Here is a 21,438-nt window from a genome sequence, read left to right on the forward strand (position 1 = left end):
CCCTAGCCCAGCCGGGGCTTGATCTCGTCGATGAAGATGGTCCGCTTCTGCTCGCCCGTCAGATGACAGGCGGAGGCCCGGTCGGGGGCCAGCAGCGGGCGTTCGTTGACACAGCGTCCGGCGCCCTGCACCCGGTCCTGGAAGGTGCAGCGGGGGTGGAAGCGGCAGCCGGACGGCGGGGTGAGCAGCGAGGGCGGGGTGCCCGGGATGGGCGACAGCGGGGCCGCCAGGTCGGAGTCCAGCCGTGGCATCGAGTTCAGCAGACCCCAGGTGTAGGGGTGCTGGGGCGAACGCAGCACCTCGTCGACCGTGCCGCGCTCCACCGCGCTGCCCGCGTACATCACCATGATGTCGTCGGCCATGTCGGCGATCACGCCGAGGTCGTGGGTGATGAAGACGATCCCGGAGCCGAACTCCTGCTGGAGGTCCTTGAGGAGGTCGAGGATCTGGGCCTGGACCGTCACGTCCAGGGCCGTGGTCGGCTCGTCGGCGATCAGGAGGTCGGGGTCGCAGACCAGTGCCATGGCGATCATCGCGCGCTGGCGCATACCGCCGGAGAACTGGTGCGGGTAGTCCTTCGCCCGTTCCTTCGGGTTCGGAATGCCCACCTTGCCGAGCATCTCGACCGCACGGTCCCAGGCGGCCCGCTTGGAGGCGCCGTTGTGCTTCATGAACGGCTCGGCGATCTGGCGGCCCACCGTGTAGTAGGGGGACAGCGCGGTCAGCGGGTCCTGGAAGATCATGGCTACCTTGTTGCCGCGCAGTTTCTCCAGCTCCGACTCCCGCGCGGTGGTCAACTCCTGGCCGTCCAGCAGGATCTCGCCCTCGACGGTGGTGAACATGGGGTTGTGCAGGCCCAGGATGGTCAGGTTCGTCACCGACTTGCCCGAGCCCGACTCCCCCACGATCCCCAGGGTCTTGCCGCGTTCCAGGTCGAAGGAGAGCCCGTCCACGGCCCGTACGATGCCGTCCTCGGTCTTGAAGCTGACGTGCAGATCCCGCACGGACAACAGGGGACCCGCACCGGCCGGGACGGGAGCGCCGGCCTCCTTGGTCAGAGTGGTCACGAAAGTGCTCCTAAACGGCCTAGGCCAGCCGCACGCGCGGGTCGATGTAGGCGTAGCAGGCGTCAACGATGATGTTGAAGAGAAGGATCATGGTCGCGGAGAACAGCATCACGCCGAGCAGCAGCGGCAGGTCGCTGAAGAAGACGGACAGCACCGCCAGTTGGCCGAGGCCCGGCAGGCCGAAGGTGTACTCGGTGATGATGGCGCCGCCGAGCAGGGATCCGAGGTCGATGCCGAAGATGGTGACGATGGGGATCAGCGAACCGCGCCAGGCGTAGCGGAAGAAGACATACCGCCGGGACATGCCCTTGGCGCGGGCGGTGCGTACGTGTTCCTCCTGGAGCTGTTCGATCATCGACGAGCGCGCCATACGGGTGTACTGCGCGGCGAAGATCGTGGAGAGGACCACCCAGGGGATGATCAGGCCCGTGAACCAGGTGATCGGGTCTCCGGTGAAGTTGTTGTAGGCGGGTTTGTCGAACCAGTGGGTCTGGTAGACGAGGATCGCCAGGGCGAGCGGGCCGAGGAAGTAGATCTGCATCGAACTGAGCACCATCGCACCGGCGGTGGCCGCCTTGTCGATGAACGTGCCGCGCCGCCAGGCGGCGACCAGGCCGCTGCCGAGGCCGACGAGCAGGAAGCAGAACGCCGCGCCGAGGGTGAGCGAGACGGTGGTGGGCAGCCGGTCCATCAGCGTGGCCCACACCGGTTCGTTGGTGTGGTACGAGTACCCGAAGCAGGGCGCCGGGCAGGGGCCCTGGGCGAACTGGTTGCTGCCCATCACCAGGTTGTGCAGGAAGATCCAGTACTGCTCGGGTATCGACTTGTCGAGGCCGAGCACATGGTGGATGTTGGCGAGGCTGCCCGGATTGCAGGTCTTGCCGCACATCAGCAGCGCCGGGTCGCGTGGCATCCCGAAGAACAGCAAGAACGTGACGATGCTCAGCAGGAAGAGAATGACGATGGCACCGAGGATCCGGCGGACGAGGAAGCGCAGCATGACAGGGGCAGCTCTCTGACGTCGGCGGGCCGGACGGTACCCGGTGCTCCCCCCACTGAGGTGAAGCACCGGGTACCGGGCGGGGACGGTTACTTGATGTAGAGGCGACGCGGGTCGACGCCGCCGATGACGTCGTCGTAGACGAGGCCGCCGACCTTCGAACCGGCGATCTGGGTCTGCTTGTAGTCACCCGTCGGGACGACGTTGACGACGTCCTTGACGATGTACTGGTCGAGCTTCTCCCACTCGGCCGCGGCCTTCACCGGGTCGGTGATCTGGTTGATGCGGTCGATCTCGCTGTTGACCTTGGGGTCGTTGATCTGCGAGTAGTTCTGCGCGCCGTCGGCGATGACGCGGCCGTCGTACAGCGGCGGCAGGACGGTCGAGGCGGACGGCCAGTCGGCACCCCACGCGGTGTGGAAGATGTCGTAGTTGTTGTCGAGCTTGCTGACCTGGTCGTAGTACGTCTCGGCCGGGATCTCCTGGCGCTGGACGTTGAAGCCGGCCTTCTTCAGGCCCGCGGCCATGGCGGTGGAGTACTGCTGGCCCTCGGGGGTGTTGATGTAGCCGAAGGTCAGCTTCATGTTGAGCTTGCCGGCCTTCTTCAGCAGCTCCCTGGCCTTGTCCGGGTCACCGGCGGGCTTCTTCTTCTTGCCCCACGGGTCGAAGGCCGCGTCGTAGCCGCTGACGGTCGGGGAGATCAGGCCGCCGGCGACCTCCATGGCGTCGGTGCCGCCGTAGGCACGGACGAAGGGCGTGACCGGCAGGGCGTAGGCGATCGCCTCGCGGATCGTCTTGTCCTTGAGCGCCGGGTGGCTCATGTTGATGTTCATCTGGCCCACGTACGGCTGGTAGCCGGAGACCGTGCGGGCCTTCATCTTCGGGTCCTTGAGGACGTTGGACAGGTTGCCCGCGTCCACCTGGTTGTTGAAGCTGATGCCGGTCTGGTCGGCACCGCTGTCGGCGAGCAGCGCCTTGGTGGAGGTCTCGAACTGCTGGTTGAAGGTGATGTTGAACTGGTCCACGTACTGGTGGCGGATCGGGTCCGTCTTCGGGTCCCAGTTGGTGTTCTTCACCAGGACCATGGACTTGCCGGACTTGAACGACTGGATCTTGTACGGGCCGGTGACCACCGGGGCCTTGTCGTACTTCTCCTTGGTGTCGCCCTTCTCGGAGACCACCGCGTAGCCGGCCATCGCCAGCGCGTACGGCAGGTCGGGGTGGGCGGTCTTGAAGTGGAAGATGATCGTCTTGTCGTCCGGCGTTTCGAGGATGCTGCTGGGCAGGTGCTTGCCCTTGTACGGGCCGTCCTTGAGCAGCTTGCGGTACGCGGTGCCCGGGGAGTCGGCCAGCCACTGCTGGAGGTAGGTCGGGCCCTGGTTGACGAACGGCGCGAAGAGCCGCTCGACGCTGTGCCGGAAGTCCTTGGACGTGATCGGGGACCCGTCCTGGAACTTGATGCCGTCCTTCAGCGTGTACTTCCAGGTCTTGCCGCCGTCCGTGGTGGTACCGGAGTCGGTGGCGAGGTCACCGACGACCTCGTGCTTCGAGCCGTCGTTGCTGGTCGCCTTGTAGCCGGTGAGGCCTCTGTGGAGCAGCGTGGCCAGGGAGCCCTCGTCGGACACATAGATCTGGGCCGGGTCGAGGTGTGCGTAGCTGTCGCGCTGCAGTACTTCCATGGTGCCGCCGGGCTTGGCGCCGGGTACATCGGCCGCCGGGCCGGTGGAGTCCGCCGTGCCGCCGAACTTGATCGACGCCTGCTGACGCTTGGCGTTCTCCTGGTCCTTCTTGTCGTTGCCGCCGCTGTCGCTGCCGCCCTTGCTGCAACCGGTGAGCACAAGAGCTCCGGCTGCGAGCACGGAGAGTGCGCCGTAGACGTGGCGTCCGCCCCTACTCATCACTCAGTTTCCACCCATCTTGTGTGTCACCGGTGCCCCGTCTGTCACCAGTGCGGAAGAACTGCCGTGCAGAAGATGTGCAAGTGCCCGGTCAGCGAGCGGTCTTGGGGTCGAAGGCGTCCCTGACCGAATCCCCGAGCAGGTTGAACGCGACGATGAAGATGATCATCGAGATGCCGGGGAAGAACATGTAGGTGATGTCGTTCTGCATCACCAGTTCGGTGGACGCCTTGGAGAACATCTGCCCCCAGTCGGGCGTCGGTTCGACGATGCCCACGCCCAGGAAGGACAGACCGGCCTCGGCGGTCACAAAGCTGGGCAGCAGATACGTCGACTGCACCAGGAGCGGTGTGACGACGTTCGGCAGGATCTCCTTGCGGATGATCCGCCAGGGCGAGGCCCCGCTCACCTTGGCCGCCTCGATGAACTCCCGTTCACGCAGGGCCAGTGAGGTGCCGCGCAGGATGCGGGCCAGGCTCATCCAGCCGAGGAACCACTGGACGAGGATGAGCGCGACCACGCGCACATACGTCGGTGTCTCGTCGCGCGGGCTGACGAACAGTGAGACCACGACGGGCATGCTGGCGATGAAGAACAGCTGCGCCGGGAAGGCGAGCAGGAAGTCGATGACCCGGCCGATGAAGAAGTCGGTCCGGCCGCCGAGGTAGCCGGCCGCGACGCCGAGCACGATGCCGGTCAGCACGACCGCGATCGTGACCGCGACCGAGATCATCAGCGAGGTACGTATCCCGTAGATGAGCTTGGTGAAGACGTCGTAGCCGTTGCCGGGTTCGAGGCCGAACCAGAACTCGCTGCTGATGCCGCCGTTGGGCTGCACGGGCACGCCCGCGCTGTCGAAGAGTTCGGGGCGCTCGTCCGCGTACACCGTGTACGGGTTCTTCCCGTACAGCTTGGATATCAGCGGCGCGAGCAGCCCGACCAGGAAGAAGAAGCCCACGACGTAGGCCGAGACCACGCCCGTACGGTCGCGTTTGAAGCGGATCCACATCAGCTGGCCGGGGGACCGGCCTTCGAGTTTGACGGCTTCGGGCTGCGTCTGCGGCCCCAGGTCGCCACCGACGGCCACCGTTGTCCCGCCGCCCTCAATGTCGATAGGACTTGTCACTGTTCGTCCGTTTCACAAGTGTGGGTGTGAGAGGCGTCCAGGTACTCCGAGCCACGCGAATCCGCAGTGGGACGCGCGTAGTTGAGCGGCCGCGCTGAGCGGTCGCGGGATTCTCAGACCTGGTCGCCGGACGAACGGCCGAAATGACCACGCATGGGGGTTCCTCCTCATGACGTCACGTGTTCACCAACGGGAGGGGGTAACCGTCCTCGTCCTCCGACACCCCTGACGGAGGGTCAGACACCCCCTGGTGCTCGTGAGTCGGCGCTGTCCCCACAGCGCGTGACCCATTGACCCGAGCGCTACGCGGCTAACTATCTGCCATGGGCCGACCACCGACCACCGTTCTTAAATCTCAATTCAGTCACAGCTCACGCGTAGACCTTCCAAAATCTGGACAAACTGTTCGACCGAAGAAGGGCGCGAAACGGACGTGTTACATGGGTATCGGGCAGGGATCTCCGCATTACGGACATCAGCCATCGGAAAACGGGTTGCAAAAAGCCCGGGCATCCCCACCATGGGGACACCCGGGCTCCGGACTGCTGTTCGCCGTGCGTCAGCCGTGCTTGGCGCGGCTCGCGGCGCGGGCGCGCTCACGGGCGTCCAGGTTCACCTTGCGGATGCGGACCGCCTCCGGGGTCACCTCGACGCACTCGTCGTCACGGCAGAACTCCAGCGACTGCTCCAGGGACAGCTTCCGCGGCGGCACGATCGACTCGGCCACGTCGGCCGTCGAGGACCGCATGTTGGTGAGCTTCTTCTCCTTGGTGATGTTGACGTCCATGTCGTCGGAGCGGGAGTTCTCACCGACGATCATGCCCTCGTACACCTCGGTGCCCGGCTCGACGAAGAGCACACCGCGCTCCTGGAGGTTCGTCATCGCGAAGGCGGTGACGGCACCGGAGCGGTCGGCGACCAGGGAGCCGTTGTTACGGGTCTGGAGCGTGCCGAACCAGGGCTCGAAGCCCTCGTGGATGGAGTGGCCGATGCCGGTGCCGCGGGTCTGGGTCAGGAACTCGGTACGGAAGCCGATCAGACCGCGGGACGGCACGACGAACTCCATGCGGACCCAGCCGGAGCCGTGGTTGGACATGTTGTCCATACGGCCCTTGCGGACACCCATGAGCTGCGTGACCGCGCCCATGTGCTCCTCGGGCACGTCGACCGTCATGCGCTCGACCGGCTCGTAGACCTTGCCGTCGACGTCCTTGGTGACCACCTGGGGCTTGCCGACGGTGAGCTCGTAGCCCTCCCGGCGCATGGTCTCGACCAGGATGGCGAGCGCCAGCTCACCACGGCCCTGGACCTCCCAGGCGTCCGGGCGCTCGGTCTCCAGGACGCGCAGCGAGACGTTACCGATCAGCTCGCGGTCGAGGCGGTCCTTGACCTGGCGGGCGGTGACCTTGCGGTCCTTGACGGCCGCCTTCGCGTCGGCGCCCTTGCCGGTGCCGCCGCGGCCGACCAGCGGGGAGGTGTTGGTGCCGATGGTCATCGAGATCGCGGGCTCGTCGACCGTGATCAGCGGCAGCGGCACCGGGTTCTCGGTGTCGGCGAGGGTCTCGCCGATCATGATGTCCGGGATACCGGCGACGGCGCAGATGTCACCCGGGCCGGCCTTCTCGGCGGGCTTGCGGGTGAGGGCCTCGGTCATCATCAGCTCGCTGATGCGAACGTTGCCGATCGAGCCGTCGCGCTTGATCCAGGCCACGGTCTGGCCCTTGCGCAGCTCGCCCTGCTCGACGCGGAGCAGTGCGATACGGCCGAGGAAGTTGTCCGCGTCCAGGTTGGTGACGTGGGCCTGGAGCGGCGCGTCCTCGTCGAAGGTCGGGGCCGGGATGTGCTCCAGGATCGTGGAGAAGAACGGCTCCAGGCTGGTGGAGTCCGCCGGGACCGTGCCGTTCTCCGGCTTGGTCAGCGAGGCGATGCCGTCACGGCCGCACGCGTACACGATCGGGAACTCGATCTGCTCCTCGTCCGCGTCCAGGTCGAGGAAGAGGTCGTAGGTCTCGTTGACGACCTCGTCGATGCGGGAGTCCGGGCGGTCCGTCTTGTTGATGCACAGGATGACGGGCAGGCGCTGCTGGAGGGCCTTGCGCAGCACGAAGCGGGTCTGCGGCAGCGGGCCCTCGGAGGCGTCGACCAGCAGCACGACACCGTCGACCATCGACAGACCGCGCTCGACCTCACCGCCGAAGTCGGCGTGGCCGGGGGTGTCGATGATGTTGATGGTGATCGGGTCGCCACCGTCCTTGGGGTGGTACTTCACCGCCGTGTTCTTGGCGAGGATCGTGATGCCCTTCTCACGCTCCAGGTCGTTCGAGTCCATCATGCGGTCGTCGACCGAGTCGAGCTGGTGGGCGGCGAAGGCACCGGCCTGCTTCAGCATGCCGTCGACGATGGTCGTCTTGCCGTGGTCGACGTGGGCGACGATGGCGACGTTGCGGATGTCGTGGCGCGTGGCCATATTGCGACGTACTCCCGGAGTGTGAGGAAGGCCCTCTGCGTACGTCCGTGTGACGCGGGCCCTGCCGGGCTTGACATGCCACGGCCTCACCCCATGTTACGTGGCCCGGCGGGAGGCGGCTTCCGCAGGGCCACGCAGGGCTCACTTCACCATCGGACTCGCGGGCATCTTCGCGCCCTTCTTCAGGAAGCCCATGTCCTCGTAGACCGGGGTCTGGAAACCGAAGGCACCCGCGTTGACCAGGCTCTTCCTCACCCCGATGAGCTGGGGACGCTGATAGAGGGGCAGTGAGCCGGCCGCCGCCCAGATGCGGGAGTCGGCCTTGCGGATCAGATCCTTGGCCTCGTCCTCGTCGAGGGTGGCGGCGGCCTCGTCGAAGAGCTGGTCGATCTGGTCGGTGCCGACGCGGGTGTAGTTCTGCTCCACGCTCAGGGAACCGTCGGCGGCCGGGACCGGCTTGGCGTAGACCGGGCGGGCGTCGGTGGCGGGGAAGGCGGAGGACGGCCAGGAGTAGAGGGCCAGGTCGTACTGGCCCGCGGCGATGTGGTCCCTGAAGTAGCTCTCGTCCGGGACCCTGGTGATCTCCGTGCGGATGCCGACCTTCTCCAGCATCTGCGTGATCCGGTCGGCGACCGAGCGCAGGGTGTCCGAGCCGGGACCCGAGGGGAGCACGAAGCGCAGGGTGAGCGCCTTGCCGTCCTTGGCCAACGTCTTGGCGGCGGCTCCGGCCGGGGCGGCGGTGCCCTTGGGGGCATAGGCGCCGGGCGCGCCGCCCTGCTGCAGATGCCGTTCCGTGTACTGCTTGCCGTCCTGTGCGAGGTGTCTGCCGCCCTCGTCACCGGTCGGCTCGCGGTGCTTGTTCTTGTGGTCCCTGGGGTCCTTGTTGTCCTCGCCGACGATGAACACGCCGTCGTCGCCGCCGTTGGACTGGTCGGCGGCGCGGCCCTGCGGTCCGGCCGCCTTCTCGGGCTTCTTCTGCTCCTTGACCGGTCCGCCGAGCACCCATCCGGCCTCCGCGAGCAGCGCCTGCGCCTCCTTGGTGTCCTGGCCGCCCAGGGCGCCGCTGCTGTCGGCGTAGTCGGTCTGGCCGGAGAGGGCGAGATGGCTGCCGACGGGGACGGAGGGCAGGCCGAGCGGGGTCAGGGCGACCTTGGCGAGGGCCGTACGGTCCAGGGAGCGGGCGACGGCACGGCGGACCCGCTCGTCGGCGAGGGGTCCCCCGGAGCCGTTGAGGGCGAGCTGGGTGTAGGCCGGATCCAGGGACCTGCGGACCTCGACACCGCTCAGCTGGTCCTGCAGCTTCTTGGCGGAGACGCGCCCGGCGCCCTGCAGGGGCGTGCCGGTGCCGCCGTCGCGGCCGGCGATGCTGATGCGCTCGACCTCGGCGGGGTCGATCTCGGCCAGGTCCACGGTGCCGTCGGCCAGCGCGGTGGCCCGCTTGTCGCGGGGCACGGCGTGCAGCACGATCTCGGACAGTTTGGTGGGGTGACCCCACCAGCGCGGGTTGCGGGTGAGGACGACGTCCTTCTTGGCGGTGTCGACCTTGTCGACCTTGAAGGGTCCGGCGCTGATCTGGAGCTTGCGGCGCGCCCCGTCGTTGAAGGCGTCCGGGGTGCCCATGACGTCCTTGGGGTACAGCGGGGAGAACAGCGACTTCCAGTCGGCGTAGGGGCGGCTGAAGGTGACCCGGACCTCCAGGTCGTTGGCGCCGCGTTCGATCTTGTCGATGCGGTCGTAGCCGGCGTTGTGGGCGCTCCAGTAGGCGGCGTCCTTGCCGGACAGGGCGCGCCACTGGGCGGCGAAGTCGGCGGCGCCGATCTCCCGGCCGTCACTCCAGACAGCCTGCTGGTTGAGCTTGTACAGGACGACCTGGCGCGGCTCGGTCTCGATGACCTTGGCGGACTCCAGATAGTCCGGGTTGCGGACCGGGCGCCCGTTCTGGTCGGTTCGGAACATGGAGGGCAGGACGGCCTGGGCGACGCGGGTGGTGCCGGCGTCGGCGTCGGCCTGGAAGGTGTTCAGGGTCTCCGGGACGGCGTCCACCGCCCAGCGCAGGGTGCCGCCGTCGGCGACCAGGTTCCGGGCGGCGGGGGCGATGTCCTGTCCGGCCAGGGGACGGCCCGCCTCGTCGTCTCCGGAGCTGCAGCCGGCGAGGACGGGCACCGCGAGCGCGCCGGCGGTGAGGAAGGCGACCGAGCGCATGACCGCGCGCAGTGCGACGCCGTCGTGGGACATCTGCTACCTCCGGGGAGCCCGGTGACACGGGTGTGGTCTGTTCACATTTGGCGGTATTTTGGTGCTGATCAGATGTATGGACCCACTGAAGAGGAAAGGGTTCGCCCGTCGGGGGCGACACGGCGGCGGGGGCTCTCAAGGCCACCCGTGCGGCGCAACACGCGCTCCCGGCGCACACACAGCGCGCGTGCGGGCGTGCGGTGGAGGCGCGCAATCCGCCAATCGCTGCACATGCCTTCACATCGGCAGGTGTGACGCGCAACACTCGCAGGCGCATGAACGTTGCCGCCTAGGACCACGAGGTCCGTGGGAAGTGAGGTCACGTCATGTCCGTGCACGACGACCTGACGTCAGTCCAGCGTTGTCTCGACGACCTGTTCCGGTCCGTCGGACGCCTGGAGCAACAGCTCGGGAGCGGCGGACTGGAGATGCGCCGCGTCCGCGCCGACGCCGATCACCTGCGCGAGAGCGTGGCACTGCTGCGCGAGGTCGCCCCCGGCCTCGGCCAGCCGCGTCGCCCCGATCTCGTGACCATCTCCGACACGCCGTACGACATCAGCCTGTGGACGGACTCGGACGACGAGGGTCTCGGCGCCCGCGACCGGCACGCCCCCTAGGAGCGCGGCCCGCAGGCCCCGAGGGAGTGCCGACAGGCACCCCCACTCACCCGAACCCGACCGGAGTCATGAGTTGGCCACTGGTACGGAACCTCATATGAACAGCGGCGGCGTACACACCGATACGCGCGCCGCGATCGCCGCCCCGCATCTGCGGACCGACCGCTGGTGGCTGGCCCCCGCCGTCACCGCGGCCGGTCTGTTCGCCTTCGTCGTCTACTCGACCTGGCGGGCCTTCGCCAATGCGCACTACTACGCGGCGCCGTACGTCTCACCCTTCTACTCCCCGTGCCTGGCCGACAACTGCCGGACCATGCACGCGGGCCCGAACGCCGATCTGTTCGGCAGCTGGTGGGCGATCTCCCCGGCGATCATCATCCTGATCTTCCCGCTGGGCTTCCGCCTGACCTGCTACTACTACCGCAAGGCCTACTACCGCAGCTTCTGGCTGTCCCCGCCGGCCTGCGCGGTGGCCGAGCCGCACCGGAAGTACACCGGTGAGACCCGCCTCCCGCTGATCCTGCAGAACATCCACCGGTACTTCTTCTACGCCGCCCTCCTGGTCGCCGGGGTGCTCACCTACGACACGGTGCTGTCCTTCCGCGACGAGCACTACCGGTGGGGCCACATGGGTCTCGGCACCCTGGTCTTCCTGGCCAACATCGTGCTGATCTGGGCGTACACCATCTCCTGCCACTCCTGCCGGCACATCGTCGGCGGGAAGCTCAAGCACTTCTCGAAGCATCCCGTGCGCTACAAGGCGTGGCAGTTCGCCGGGAGGCTGAACGCCCGCCACATGGAGCTGGCCTGGGCGTCGCTGGTGAGCGTGGCGCTCGCCGACTTCTACGTCTATCTGATCGCGTCCGGTGTCTTCGACGATCCGCGCTTCTTCTAGATTGGGTGGGGCCTTCTGATGTCCGTGGTCGACCGGCAGGAGTGGGACGTCGTCGTGGTCGGTGCCGGTGGCGCCGGGCTGCGCGCCGCGATCGAGGCCCGGGAGCGCGGCGCCCGTACGGCGGTGATCTGCAAGTCGCTGTTCGGCAAGGCGCACACCGTGATGGCCGAGGGCGGCATCGCGGCCGCGATGGCCAACGTCAATGCGCACGACAACTGGCAGGTCCACTTCCGCGACACCATGCGCGGCGGCAAGTTCCTCAACCAGTGGCGGATGGCCGAGCTGCATGCGCGGGAGGCCCCGGACCGGGTGTGGGAGCTGGAGACCTGGGGCGCGCTGTTCGACCGTACGAAGGACGGGAAGATCTCCCAGCGCAACTTCGGCGGCCACGAGTACCCGCGCCTCGCGCACGTCGGCGACCGCACGGGTCTTGAGCTGATCCGGACCTTGCAGCAGAAGGTCGTCTCGCTCCAGCAGGAGGACCATCGCGAGACGGGCGACTACGAGTCCCGGCTCAAGGTCTTCCAGGAGTGCACGGTCACCCGGATCCTCAAGGACGGCTCACGGGTCAGCGGTGTCTTCGCGTACGACCGCGAGTTCGGCCGTTTCTTCGTCCTCGAAGCGCCCGCCGTCGTCATCGCGACCGGCGGTATCGGCAAGTCCTTCAAGGTGACGTCGAACTCGTGGGAGTACACGGGCGACGGGCACGCGCTGGCGCTGCTCGCGGGCGGCTCGCTGCTGAACATGGAGTTCGTGCAGTTCCACCCGACAGGCATGATCTGGCCGCCGTCCGTCAAGGGCCTGCTGGTGACGGAGTCGGTGCGCGGCGACGGCGGGGTGCTCCGGAACTCCGAGGGCAAGCGGTTCATGTTCGACTACGTCCCCGACGTCTTCAAGGAGAAGTACGCCCAGTCCGAGGAGGAGGGCGACCGCTGGTACGACGACCAGGAGAACAACCGGCGCCCGCCCGAGCTGCTCCCCCGCGACGAGGTCGCCCGCGCGATCAACTCCGAGGTGAAGGCGGGCCGCGGCTCCCCGCACGGCGGGGTCTTCCTGGACGTCTCGACGCGGATGCCGGCCGAGGTCATCAAGCGCCGGCTGCCGTCCATGTACCACCAGTTCAAGGAGCTGGCCGACGTCGACATCACGGCGGAGCCGATGGAGGTCGGGCCGACCTGCCACTACGTGATGGGCGGCATTGCGGTCGACTCCGACACGGAGGCCGCGCGCGGGGTGCCGGGCCTGTTCGCGGCCGGTGAGGTCGCGGGCGGCATGCACGGCTCCAACCGGCTCGGCGGCAACTCCCTCTCGGACCTGCTGGTGTTCGGGCGCCGGGCGGGCTGGCACGCGGCCGAGTACGCGGCGGGCCTGGCGGGCGCCCGCCCGCCCGTGGACGAGACCCAGGTGGACATGGCGGCGGCCGAAGCGCTGCGCCCCTTCTCCGCGGAGGGCCCCGAGGCGGACGACGGACGCCCGCCGGAGAACCCGTACACCCTGCACCAGGAACTCCAGCAGACCATGAACGACCTCGTCGGCATCATCCGCCGCGAGGGCGAGATGGCGCAGGCCCTGGAGAAGCTCGCGGATCTGCGGGTACGGGCCCGCCGGGCCGGCGTCGAGGGCCACCGCCAGTTCAACCCGGGCTGGCACCTCGCCCTGGACCTGCGCAACATGCTGCTGGTCAGCGAATGCGTGGCGCGGGCCGCCCTGGAGCGCACGGAGTCGCGCGGCGGGCACACCCGCGAGGACCACCCGACGATGGACCACAACTGGCGTTCCGTGAACCTGCTGTGCGGGCTGGCCGACCCGACCGGCGGCCTGGCCGCGACCGACCCGGTCCAGGGCCAGATCGAGCTCACCCGTGAGACCACCGAACCCATCCGCCCGGACCTGCTCGCCCTCTTCGAGAAGGAGGAGCTGGTCAAGTACCTCGCCGAAGAGGAGCTCTACGAGTGAGCAGCTACGAGGCCCGCTTCAAGGTGTGGCGGGGCGACGTCGGGGGCGGCGGCCTGGAGGACTTCAAGGTCGAGGTCAACGACGGCGAGGTGGTGCTCGACATCATCCACCGCCTCCAGGCCACCCAGGCGCCCGACCTGGCCGTGCGCTGGAACTGCAAGGCGGGCAAGTGCGGTTCGTGCTCCGCGGAGATCAACGGGCGGCCGCGGCTGATGTGCATGACGCGCATGTCGGTCTTCACCCGCGACGAGACGATCACGGTCACTCCGCTGCGCACCTTCCCGGTGATCCGCGACCTGGTGACGGACGTCGGCTTCAACTACGAGAAGGCCAGGGAGGTTCCGTCGTTCGTGCCGCCCGCCGGCGTCGGTCCGGGCGAGTACCGGATGATGCAGGAGGACGTGGACCGGTCACAGGAGTTCCGCAAGTGCATCGAGTGCTACCTGTGCCAGAACACCTGCCATGTCGTGCGCGACCACGAGGAGAACAAGAAGGCGTTCGCGGGGCCGCGCTTCCTGATGCGGGTGGCGGAGCTGGACATGCACCCGCTGGACGCGGCGGCCGAGACCGGCCTGGACCGCAAGAGCACGGCCCAGGACGAACACGGCCTCGGCTACTGCAACATCACCAAGTGCTGCACGGAGGTGTGCCCCGAGGGGATCAAGATCACTGACAATGCGCTGATCCCCATGAAGGAACGGGCCGTCGACCGCAAGTACGACCCGCTGGTGTGGCTGGGCTCGAAGATCAGGAGGCGGACTTCGTAGGGGTCGGCCGGGGGGCACGGCCGGGGCGCTGGGCCAGTATCTGAAGGCCCAGGCTCCCCATGAACACGAACCAGCCGATGAGCGGGATCACATCGAACTTCTTGGGGAACACGCCGAGGAACATCCACAGGGACATCCCGACCGCGCCGAGCAACTGGCCGTACCCCCACAGCTTCGGCCGCAGGACGCGGTGCCGGCCGAACGGCACCACCCAGCCGGTCGTGATGCCGGCGATGCCGAACACCGCCATCAGCGTCACGGCCAGCGTTGCCGCGACGACCAAGTACATGTGCATGACGGTCATCGTCCCACCAGGGCCAGCGCCTGGGCCAGGTTGTACTCCGCGATACCGCGTATGAATTCCGTATGGGGGAAGTCCCCGTCGAGCAGGCGCAGCGGGCCGGCGACGAGGTTCAGGTGCATGGCCAGGCGGTACAGGCGCAGGCGGGCCTCGTCGAGGCCGGGGGCGCGGAGGGCGTCGTACGCGGGGCCGAAGCGGAGCCGCAGGAACACGTGCTCCCACTCGGCGTCGAAGTACATCAGCCCCTCGATGTCGATGAGCACCGGGTTCCCGTCGGCGTCCACGAGGACGTGGTCCGGGCCGAGTTCGCCGTGGATGAGGGTGTGCCGGGCGCGCGGGCGGACCTCGGCGGCCAGGGAGCGCACGGTGTCCTCCAGCGCCTGGCGGGCGGCGGCGATCCGCGGGTCGCGTACGGCGGCCTGGGCGATGTCGGCCAGCGCGCGGTCGGTGACGAGCTGCTCGCAGGAACCGCCGTGCGAGGAGCCTCCGTTGTCGACGAGACTCACCTTGCCGTAGGCGTCCGCCGTGCACTCGCCCATGGCCGCCAGCATCCCGGCCAGCCGCTCCAGGACCGGGCGGGCCGTGTCCGGGTCGTGCCGCAGTGCCTCCTCCAGGCTGCCGCCCCGGATGTCCTCGACGACGGCCGCGTTCACCTCCGGGTCGGCGTGCAGCAGGCGGGGCGTGCGGACGCCGAGGGCGGACAGGCGGGCGTGCGACGCGGTGAACAGGTCGAGGCCGGAGGCATGCGAGAACGGGTCGCGGGGGTCGCTGTCGGGCTGGTCCCAGTAGTCCTCGTCCGGGGACCAGACGTAGGCGACCGCCGTCGTGGCGTCGTCGAGGGCGAGGCGGTAGGCGCCCTTCTTGGAGCCGCCGCGCAGCCGGGTGACGGCCACCAGGGTGCGGGCCGGGCCGACGGCGGCCCGGGCGAGCGGGGCGAGCGCGGCGAGGTTCGGTTGCTGTCGTGTGCGGGTCACCGCACCCAGTCTTCCTTGTAGGCCCTCCAGTCCGCCTCCGTGGCCGCGAAGTCCACGTACAGGGCGACGCCGAAGCGCGAGCGGTCCGCGTCCGTACGGGACAGGCCCAGACGTACGCCGCGTACGGCGGCCGGGACGGTCTCTGCGTGCGCCCAGTGGCCGAAGCGGTTCTCGTGGTAGAAGGGCAGGCCCATGAGGAGGTCGGTGGAGGCCGGGGTGACCTCCAGGGCGAGGCTGGTCTGCTGGGCGACATAGCCGCCGTACAGGCTCTGCAGCGGCTGCATGGTGTCGTACGACATGACGGCGATCTGGTCCACGCGGCGGGCCACCTCGCCGAAGTACGCCTGCGACCACCACTTGGGGTGGCCCGTGGTCGTGCCCCAGAAGGAGTGGAAAGCGGGCAGAGGGTCGATCTGGTGGGCGGCGACCGAGAGCTGGGCGTTGTTGTCGCGGGTGACGCGGCGCAGGTCGTCCAGGAGGGACAGGTAGTCGCGGTCGCCGGAGTGGAGGGGCTCCAGGTCGAAGTGGGCGCCCTCGAAGCCGGCGGCGAGGATCTGCCGGGTGGAGCGGACGACGGCCGCGCGGGTGCCGGCGCGCTCCAGGCGCAGACCGTCGGGGGACTCACTGGCCAGCTTGTCGCCGAGCCAGGCCTGGACGCGTATGCCGGGAAGCTCCCGGTGCACGGCGGCGATCAGCCAACGGGCCTTCGGATGGTCCGACTCGGGGAGGGTTCCGTCGTGCTCCAGGGGACCCGAGTGGACGTACAGATCCCGGATGCCGGTGTCGCGCAGCCGACGGGCAAGGGCCTCGACATCGGCGTCCTTCTTGCGCCCGTCGACCCAGGCGTGCCCGAGCCAGATGGCGTCCTTGTTCCTGGTGTACGTGCCGTCGGCCGGGTCACCGGTGTAGTTCACGCGCAGGGCGGTCTCGGCGGCGAGAAGGGGCAGGAGGACGGCAAGGACCACCGAGAGCACCGCTCGCCGCGCCCACGTGACCCACCGCCGGCGCCGGACGCGGGGACCGGCGTCCGCACCGGCATCCTGGGCGTCCGCCTCCGGCGCATCTCCTTCCGTCGCCGGCATCTCGCCTTCGGTGGGCCGTATCGGTGCCGTGTCCATCCCGTACCCCCTGTCCGTCGTCCCCCACGCGCATCCACAGCGGTCGCGGAGCCGCTTTCCTGCCCATACGCTCCGAAATGTGACGTCATCCTCGATCCGTGGCCGGCCCCGGCATGCCAAGTCGCACATAGCCGTGCGGGTGGCGCATGCCCTGCTGGGCTGTGTGGTCGCAGTCGTGTGGCTGGTGTTGCCGGGGATGACGATCAAGGCCCAAGATCCGGTTCCCGTGGCGGGGGTGACCGCCGCGGCGGAGCAGGGCGGTACCTCTCCCGCCGACCTGGTCCTGCCGCTCGTGGTCGTGGCCGCGGTGGTGGTGCTGGCGGGGTACGGGTATCTGCGGCGCACCCGGCGGGCCCGGAGCCGTACGACGCCCGGCCTGGTGTCCGCGCACCCGCCCGAACCGTCGGCCCGCGACTTCGAGCGGCAGGCGCGGGCCTCGCTGGTCGCGGCGGACGACAGCGTGCGCACGAGCCGCGAGGAACTCGGCTTCGCCGAGGCGCGGTTCGGACCGGAGGAATTGGAGCCCTTCGCGGGGGCCCTGCGGGCGGCGGAGACCGAGCTGACGGCCGCGTTCGCGATACGGCGGAGGTACGAGCAGGGGGTTCCGGAGGACGAGTCGGCCCGGCGGCAGGCGCTGATCGGGATCGTGGGGCGGTGCGCGGAGGCCGGGCGGCGGCTGGACACGGAGGCGGCCGGGTTCGATCAACTGCGGTCGCTGGAAGGGGGGATGAGTGAGGCGCTGGAGGTCGCGGAGGGGCGGTTCCGGGCGCTGGCAGGACGGACGAAGGGCGCCGACGCCGTGTCGGCCGAGCTGCGCGAGCGGTACGCGTCCTCGGCCGCCGCACCCGTCACCGGCTACCTCGAACAGGCCAAGGACCGGCTCGTGTTCGCCACGACCCACCTCAACCGGGCCCGCCAGACGGCCGATTCCGGGGACGGCTGGCGTGCGGCCCGTGAACTGCGCGCGGCCGAGGGGGCCGTGGCCCAGGCGGAGGTCCTCGTGGCCGGGGTGGAGCGGTTGGCCGCGGAGCTTCAGGAGGCGGCGGGGCTGGTGCCGGCCGTGCTGACCGGCGGGGAGGCGGAGGTCGCCGAGGCGCGCAGGCGGCCCCCGCTCCTGCCCGAGGGTGAGCTCCGGGCCCGCCTGGCCCACGCCGACACGGCCCTGGCCGCCGTACGGGAGGAGCTGACCGGTGGGCCGTACGACCCGCTGGACGCCCTGCGGCGGATCACGCGGGCCGTCGGACTGCTCGCGGTGGGACGCGCCGGTGTCGTCCCGGTGGCCGCCCTGCTGGCCGCCCGCAGCGCCACGTCCGCCGCGGCGGACTTCATCGCCACACACCGGGCGGCGGTCGGCGCCGAGGCCCGCACGCGCCTGGCGGAGGCGGAGCGGCTGCTCGCCGCGCAGTCGGGCCGGTACGCCCACGCCGACGGCCTCGCCCGGGAGGCCCGGGAGCTGGCGGAGCGGGACGTACGAGCGCACGGCAACCCGTACGACGGCCCCACCGACCGCGCGAGCGGCCTGGCCGGGGCCGTCCTCGGCGGCATCCTGCTCGGCGAAGAGCCCGACGGAGGACCCCCGGCCGGCTTCGGCGGCCCCGACACCCGCGAGCGCCGCAGACTCCCCCGGGAATAGCACCGACCAGGACTTGCCCACGCCTGACGGAAGCGGAGCGGCCACTCGCCACGGAGACCGGTGAGTACACCCTCGCCGACACCCTCGCCCGGGAAGCCCGGGAGTGGGAGGTACGGCAACCCGTACGACGGCCCCACCGACCGCGCGAGCGGCCTGGCCGGGGCCGTCCTCGGCGGCATCCTGCTCGGCGAAGAGCCCGACGGAGGACCCCCGGCCAGCCTCGGCGGCCCCGACACCCGCGAGCGCCGCAGACTCCCCCGGGAATAGCACTGACCGGAAGTTGCGCGCGCCTGACGGAAGCGGAGCCGCCGCTCGCCGCGCAGGCCGGTGAGTACACCCTCGCCCGACGGCCTCGCCGGGGGAGGTCCTCGGCCCTCCCGACACCCGCGACCGCCGCAGACTCCCCGGGATTAGAGCCTGCCGGACTTGCAGGCGCCTGGCGGAGGTGGAGTGGCTGCTCGCCGCGAAGGCCGGTCAGCGTGCCCTCGTCGACGGCCTCGGCGGCACCGACACGCGCGACCGGCGCAGGCTCCCCCGGGAGTGGGACCGGTCTGCTGGGACTTGCACGACCAGCCCCGGGCGCCGCCCGTTCTCAGAACAGGCTCAGCAACGCCTCCGCGGGGTCCGTCAAGGTGTTCTCGCCGTCGGGGAGCGGGAGTTCGAACCAGACCGTCTTGCCGCGAGGTGTGCGCCGGGACCCCCAGGCTGCGCTCAGCAGGCCGACGAGCTGGAGGCCGCGGCCGCCCTCGTCGGTGTCGCGGGCGCGCCGGCGGCGGGGCTGGACCAGGCCGGAGTCCCAGACCTCGCAGACCAGGGTGCGGTCCAGCAGGAGCCGGAGTCTGATCTCGCCCTCGCCGTACCGCAGCGCGTTGGTCACCAGCTCGCTGACCAGCAGCTCCGTGGTGTCGACCAGGGGCTCCAGATCCCAGCTGACCAGCTGGCCCCGGGCGTACTCCCGGGCGCGGCCCACGCTGCGCGGCTCGCGCGGCAGCGCCCAGTCGCCGACCGAGTCGGCCGGCAGCCCCTGGACGCGGGCCATCAGCAGGGCGATGTCGTCCTCGCCGTGATGGGTGTCGAGGGTGTTGAGGACGTGGTCGCAGACGTCCTCCAGCGGGCTGGTCGGGTCCGTGAGCGCGCCCACGAAGGCCTGGAGGCCCTCGTCGAGGGGGTGGTGCCGGGATTCGACGAGTCCGTCCGTGTAGAGAGCGAGCAGGGCGCCCTCGGGGAGTTCGACCTCCACTTCCTCGAACGGCTCACCGCCCACGCCGAGCGGCATGCCCGGCGGCACGTCCAGCATCAGCGCCGCCTCGCCCGGCTCCACCAGCACCGGCGGCAGATGGCCTGCGTTGGCGAACGTGCAGCGTCTGGTCACCGAGTCGTACACCGCGTACACACAGGTCGCCAGATAGACCTCGGAGAGGTCCGCGTCGCGGGGCTGGCGGGCGGCGCGGGTCGCCTGCTGGACGCCGCCGGGGGTGCCGAGGCCGCGGGCGATCTCGTCCAACGCCGAGAGGACCTCGGCCGGTTCCAGGTCGAGCAGCGCCAGCGTGCGGACGGCTGTACGGAGTTCGCCCATCGCCACCGCCGCGCGCAGACCGCGGCCCATGACGTCGCCCACCACCAACGCGGTGCGGTGACCGGGTAGTTCGATCACGTCGAACCAGTCGCCGCCGACCTCGGTCGCCGCGTTGCCGGGCAGATAGCGGCACGCGATGTCCAGGCCGGACGCCTCGGGATCACCCGGTGGCAGCAGGGACCGCTGCAGTATCAGCGCGCGTTCGTGCTCGCGGCGGTAGAGGCGGGCGTTGTCGATGCAGACGGCGGCCCGCGCGGCCAGCTCCACGGCGAGGTCCCGGTCGCGCTCGCCGAACGGCTCGCTGCCCTTCGTCCGGGAGAACTGGGCGAGCCCTACGACCGTGTCGTGGGCGACCATCGGGACGGCCAGCGTGGACTGGACGAGGCCGCCCTCCTCGGCGGGGACGTTCTGCGGGCGGGCGGTGCGCAGGGCGTCCGCACAGGGCGAGTTGAAGGGGTAGTGGTGGACCGCGCCGACCGCGACCGGTGAGCCGCCGCCGACGAACGGCGCGTCGGAGACCGCGCTGGCGTAGGCGACCCGGCGCAGTTCCGCGCTGCCGTCGGCCAGTCCTGGCGGGGTCTCGTCGCCGGCCAGGAGGCCCTGATAGAGGTCGACGGTGGCGAGGTCGCAGAAGCCGGGCACGACGACGTCGAGGAGTTCGCGGGCCGTCGTCTCCAGATCCAGGGAGTTGCCTATGCGGGCGCCCGCCTCGTTGAGAAGGGCGAGATTTCGCCGTGCGGCCGCCGCCTCGCGGGCCGCCGCACGGCGGGCCGTGATGTCGGTGCCCAGCCAGGCGATGCCGATGGGCCGGCCGCTGCCGCTGTGCACGCGATAGAGGTTGATGGACCAGTGCCGGCGCTCTTCGGACCCGGGCACGAAGCCCGTGACGTGCATGTCCGTGATGGAGTTGCCGGTCTCCAGGACCCGGCGCAGGGTGGCGGCGACCCGCTCGGCCTCGCTCCGCGGCAGGTAGTCGTGGACTCCCTTGCCCCGGTGGTCGTCCGGTGTACCGCCGAAGATCGAGGCGAACCGCATGTTGGCGCGGCGGACCCGCAGGTCGGGGTCGATCAGCAGGAAGCCGAAAGGAGATTGACCGAAAATGGCCTGCGAGGCGGCGAGGTCGGTTTCGATGCTGCGCAGGGTGCGGACGTCGACCACTATGCAGACGGCGGCCCGGTCGCCCTCGGCGGTCCGGGTCGGCATGACGTAGACCTCGGCGAGGGCTTCCTCCCCGCGCTCCGCGTCCGCCGAGTCCGGCATCCGGAAGGGGACCACCCCGGTCCACTCCCGCCCGTCTAGGATCTCGGCCATCTTGCGCTGGCCCCGCTCGCGCAGATCGGCGTCGATGAAGGCCTCGATGGGGTCCATGCCGACGGCGCGCTCGGCGGGGATGCCGAAGAGCTGCTCGGCGCGCAGGCTCCACTGGTCGACGAGCCCGCCGGGGCCGATGGAGAAGGACGCGACCTTGATGTAGTCGTACATGGAGCCGGGCGGACTGACCTGCCACATGGCGTCTCCGGGAGCCGCGGCAGAATCCACGCCCCCCGCCCTCGCGCCGTCCGACGGGTCCTCGGACTCCGTGGCCTTCGCTGGTATCTCGCTCACGCGAACCGTCCCCTCCAGCTCACCGCGTCCGGCACCGGTCACCGGAGGCGGCTGCCCGCAGTATCCAGCACTACGGCGCCGCACGACACGGTGTTCACGATCACAGGTCGGCCCAAGCGGTTTTCGGACCGGACCGCGACAACACTCCCAGTCTTCTAACCAGGGAACACGCCCTCGAACCACAGACTCCGGCAATGGTCACC

16 protein-coding genes are annotated in these 21,438 nt (G+C 69.7%); 6 read left to right on the plus strand and 10 right to left on the minus strand.

The window, feature by feature from the left end; genetic code table 11:
- Positions 1-2: 2 nt before the first annotated feature.
- The 6 genes from ACZ4EG_RS26040 to ACZ4EG_RS26065 form a co-directional block, all read right to left on the minus strand.
- Positions 3-1,067, minus strand: a complete 1,065-nt coding sequence (locus ACZ4EG_RS26040; RefSeq protein WP_390708690.1) for an ABC transporter ATP-binding protein — start codon at positions 1,065-1,067, stop codon at positions 3-5.
- A 19-nt stretch (positions 1,068-1,086) separates the two neighbouring features.
- Positions 1,087-2,067 carry an ABC transporter permease gene (locus ACZ4EG_RS26045; RefSeq protein ID WP_453553593.1) on the minus strand — a complete coding sequence of 327 codons (981 nt, stop codon included), beginning with the start codon at positions 2,065-2,067 and terminating at the stop codon, positions 1,087-1,089.
- A gap of 89 nt (positions 2,068-2,156) precedes the next feature.
- The gene (locus ACZ4EG_RS26050; RefSeq protein WP_467792280.1) at positions 2,157-3,965 is read right to left on the minus strand and encodes an ABC transporter substrate-binding protein; all 1,809 of its coding nucleotides are present in this window, start codon (positions 3,963-3,965) and stop codon (positions 2,157-2,159) included.
- A gap of 91 nt (positions 3,966-4,056) precedes the next feature.
- Positions 4,057-5,091: an ABC transporter permease gene (locus ACZ4EG_RS26055; protein WP_453553597.1), complete on the minus strand. Its 1,035-nt coding sequence runs from the start codon at positions 5,089-5,091 to the stop codon at positions 4,057-4,059.
- A 559-nt stretch (positions 5,092-5,650) separates the two neighbouring features.
- Positions 5,651-7,558 (minus strand): translational GTPase TypA, encoded by a 1,908-nt coding sequence (gene typA / locus ACZ4EG_RS26060; protein ID WP_453553599.1) that lies wholly within the window; start codon positions 7,556-7,558, stop codon positions 5,651-5,653.
- Positions 7,559-7,699: 141 nt separating this feature from the next.
- Entirely contained in the window at positions 7,700-9,793 is a 2,094-nt protein-coding gene (locus ACZ4EG_RS26065; RefSeq protein WP_467792281.1) for an ABC transporter family substrate-binding protein, read from the minus strand.
- A gap of 326 nt (positions 9,794-10,119) precedes the next feature.
- Between ACZ4EG_RS26065 and ACZ4EG_RS26070 the strand changes: the two genes are divergently transcribed.
- From ACZ4EG_RS26070 to ACZ4EG_RS26085, 4 genes are all read left to right on the plus strand, one after another.
- Positions 10,120-10,410: a hypothetical protein gene (locus tag ACZ4EG_RS26070; RefSeq protein ID WP_363294009.1), complete on the plus strand. Its 291-nt coding sequence runs from the start codon at positions 10,120-10,122 to the stop codon at positions 10,408-10,410.
- 73 nt (positions 10,411-10,483) lie between these two features.
- The gene (locus ACZ4EG_RS26075; protein WP_467792282.1) at positions 10,484-11,305 is read left to right on the plus strand and encodes a hypothetical protein; all 822 of its coding nucleotides are present in this window, start codon (positions 10,484-10,486) and stop codon (positions 11,303-11,305) included.
- Between the two features lie 18 nt (positions 11,306-11,323).
- Positions 11,324-13,261: a fumarate reductase/succinate dehydrogenase flavoprotein subunit gene (locus tag ACZ4EG_RS26080; protein ID WP_453553605.1), complete on the plus strand. Its 1,938-nt coding sequence runs from the start codon at positions 11,324-11,326 to the stop codon at positions 13,259-13,261.
- Positions 13,258-14,028, plus strand: coding sequence for a succinate dehydrogenase/fumarate reductase iron-sulfur subunit (locus tag ACZ4EG_RS26085; RefSeq protein ID WP_467792283.1), 771 nt, complete (start codon positions 13,258-13,260; stop codon positions 14,026-14,028). Before ACZ4EG_RS26080 ends, ACZ4EG_RS26085 begins: the two co-directional genes overlap by 4 nt.
- On the opposite strand, the gene ACZ4EG_RS26090 is transcribed toward ACZ4EG_RS26085, so the two are convergent.
- Genes ACZ4EG_RS26090 through ACZ4EG_RS26100 form a run of 3 tightly spaced genes read right to left on the minus strand, consistent with a single transcriptional unit; the run spans position 14,009 to position 16,385 of the window.
- Positions 14,009-14,323, minus strand: coding sequence for a hypothetical protein (locus ACZ4EG_RS26090; RefSeq protein ID WP_467792284.1), 315 nt, complete (start codon positions 14,321-14,323; stop codon positions 14,009-14,011). The genes ACZ4EG_RS26085 and ACZ4EG_RS26090 overlap by 20 nt on opposite strands.
- A 5-nt stretch (positions 14,324-14,328) precedes the next feature.
- On the minus strand, positions 14,329-15,303 hold the full coding sequence (locus tag ACZ4EG_RS26095; RefSeq protein WP_467792285.1) for a phosphotransferase: 975 nt from the start codon (positions 15,301-15,303) through the stop codon (positions 14,329-14,331).
- Complete coding sequence (locus ACZ4EG_RS26100) at positions 15,300-16,385, minus strand: glycoside hydrolase family 18 protein (RefSeq protein ID WP_453553788.1); 1,086 nt, start codon at positions 16,383-16,385, stop codon at positions 15,300-15,302. The genes ACZ4EG_RS26095 and ACZ4EG_RS26100 overlap by 4 nt, the downstream gene beginning before the upstream one ends.
- A 115-nt stretch (positions 16,386-16,500) precedes the next feature.
- Between ACZ4EG_RS26100 and ACZ4EG_RS26105 the strand changes: the two genes are divergently transcribed.
- The gene (locus ACZ4EG_RS26105) at positions 16,501-18,054 is read left to right on the plus strand and encodes a hypothetical protein (RefSeq protein ID WP_467792286.1); all 1,554 of its coding nucleotides are present in this window, start codon (positions 16,501-16,503) and stop codon (positions 18,052-18,054) included.
- Positions 18,055-18,114: 60 nt separating this feature from the next.
- Positions 18,115-18,321 carry a hypothetical protein gene (locus ACZ4EG_RS26110; protein ID WP_467792287.1) on the plus strand — a complete coding sequence of 69 codons (207 nt, stop codon included), beginning with the start codon at positions 18,115-18,117 and terminating at the stop codon, positions 18,319-18,321.
- 325 nt (positions 18,322-18,646) lie between these two features.
- On the opposite strand, the gene ACZ4EG_RS26115 is transcribed toward ACZ4EG_RS26110, so the two are convergent.
- The gene (locus ACZ4EG_RS26115; RefSeq protein WP_467792288.1) at positions 18,647-21,235 is read right to left on the minus strand and encodes a SpoIIE family protein phosphatase; all 2,589 of its coding nucleotides are present in this window, start codon (positions 21,233-21,235) and stop codon (positions 18,647-18,649) included.
- Positions 21,236-21,438 lie beyond the last annotated feature (203 nt).

Source organism: Streptomyces sp. NPDC025638 (genome assembly GCF_055558775.1).

Coding starts and splice junctions, on each gene's coding strand:
- ACZ4EG_RS26045 (WP_453553593.1), bottom strand. CDS start 2,067: ATGCTGCGCTTCCTCGTCCGCCGGATCCTCGGTGCCATCGTCATTCTC.
- ACZ4EG_RS26050 (WP_467792280.1), bottom strand. CDS start 3,965: ATGAGTAGGGGCGGACGCCACGTCTACGGCGCACTCTCCGTGCTCGCA.
- typA (WP_453553599.1), bottom strand. CDS start 7,558: ATGGCCACGCGCCACGACATCCGCAACGTCGCCATCGTCGCCCACGTC.
- ACZ4EG_RS26065 (WP_467792281.1), bottom strand. CDS start 9,793: ATGTCCCACGACGGCGTCGCACTGCGCGCGGTCATGCGCTCGGTCGCC.
- ACZ4EG_RS26070 (WP_363294009.1), top strand. CDS start 10,120: ATGTCCGTGCACGACGACCTGACGTCAGTCCAGCGTTGTCTCGACGAC.
- ACZ4EG_RS26080 (WP_453553605.1), top strand. CDS start 11,324: ATGTCCGTGGTCGACCGGCAGGAGTGGGACGTCGTCGTGGTCGGTGCC.
- ACZ4EG_RS26090 (WP_467792284.1), bottom strand. CDS start 14,323: ATGCACATGTACTTGGTCGTCGCGGCAACGCTGGCCGTGACGCTGATG.
- ACZ4EG_RS26100 (WP_453553788.1), bottom strand. CDS start 16,385: ATGCCGGCGACGGAAGGAGATGCGCCGGAGGCGGACGCCCAGGATGCC.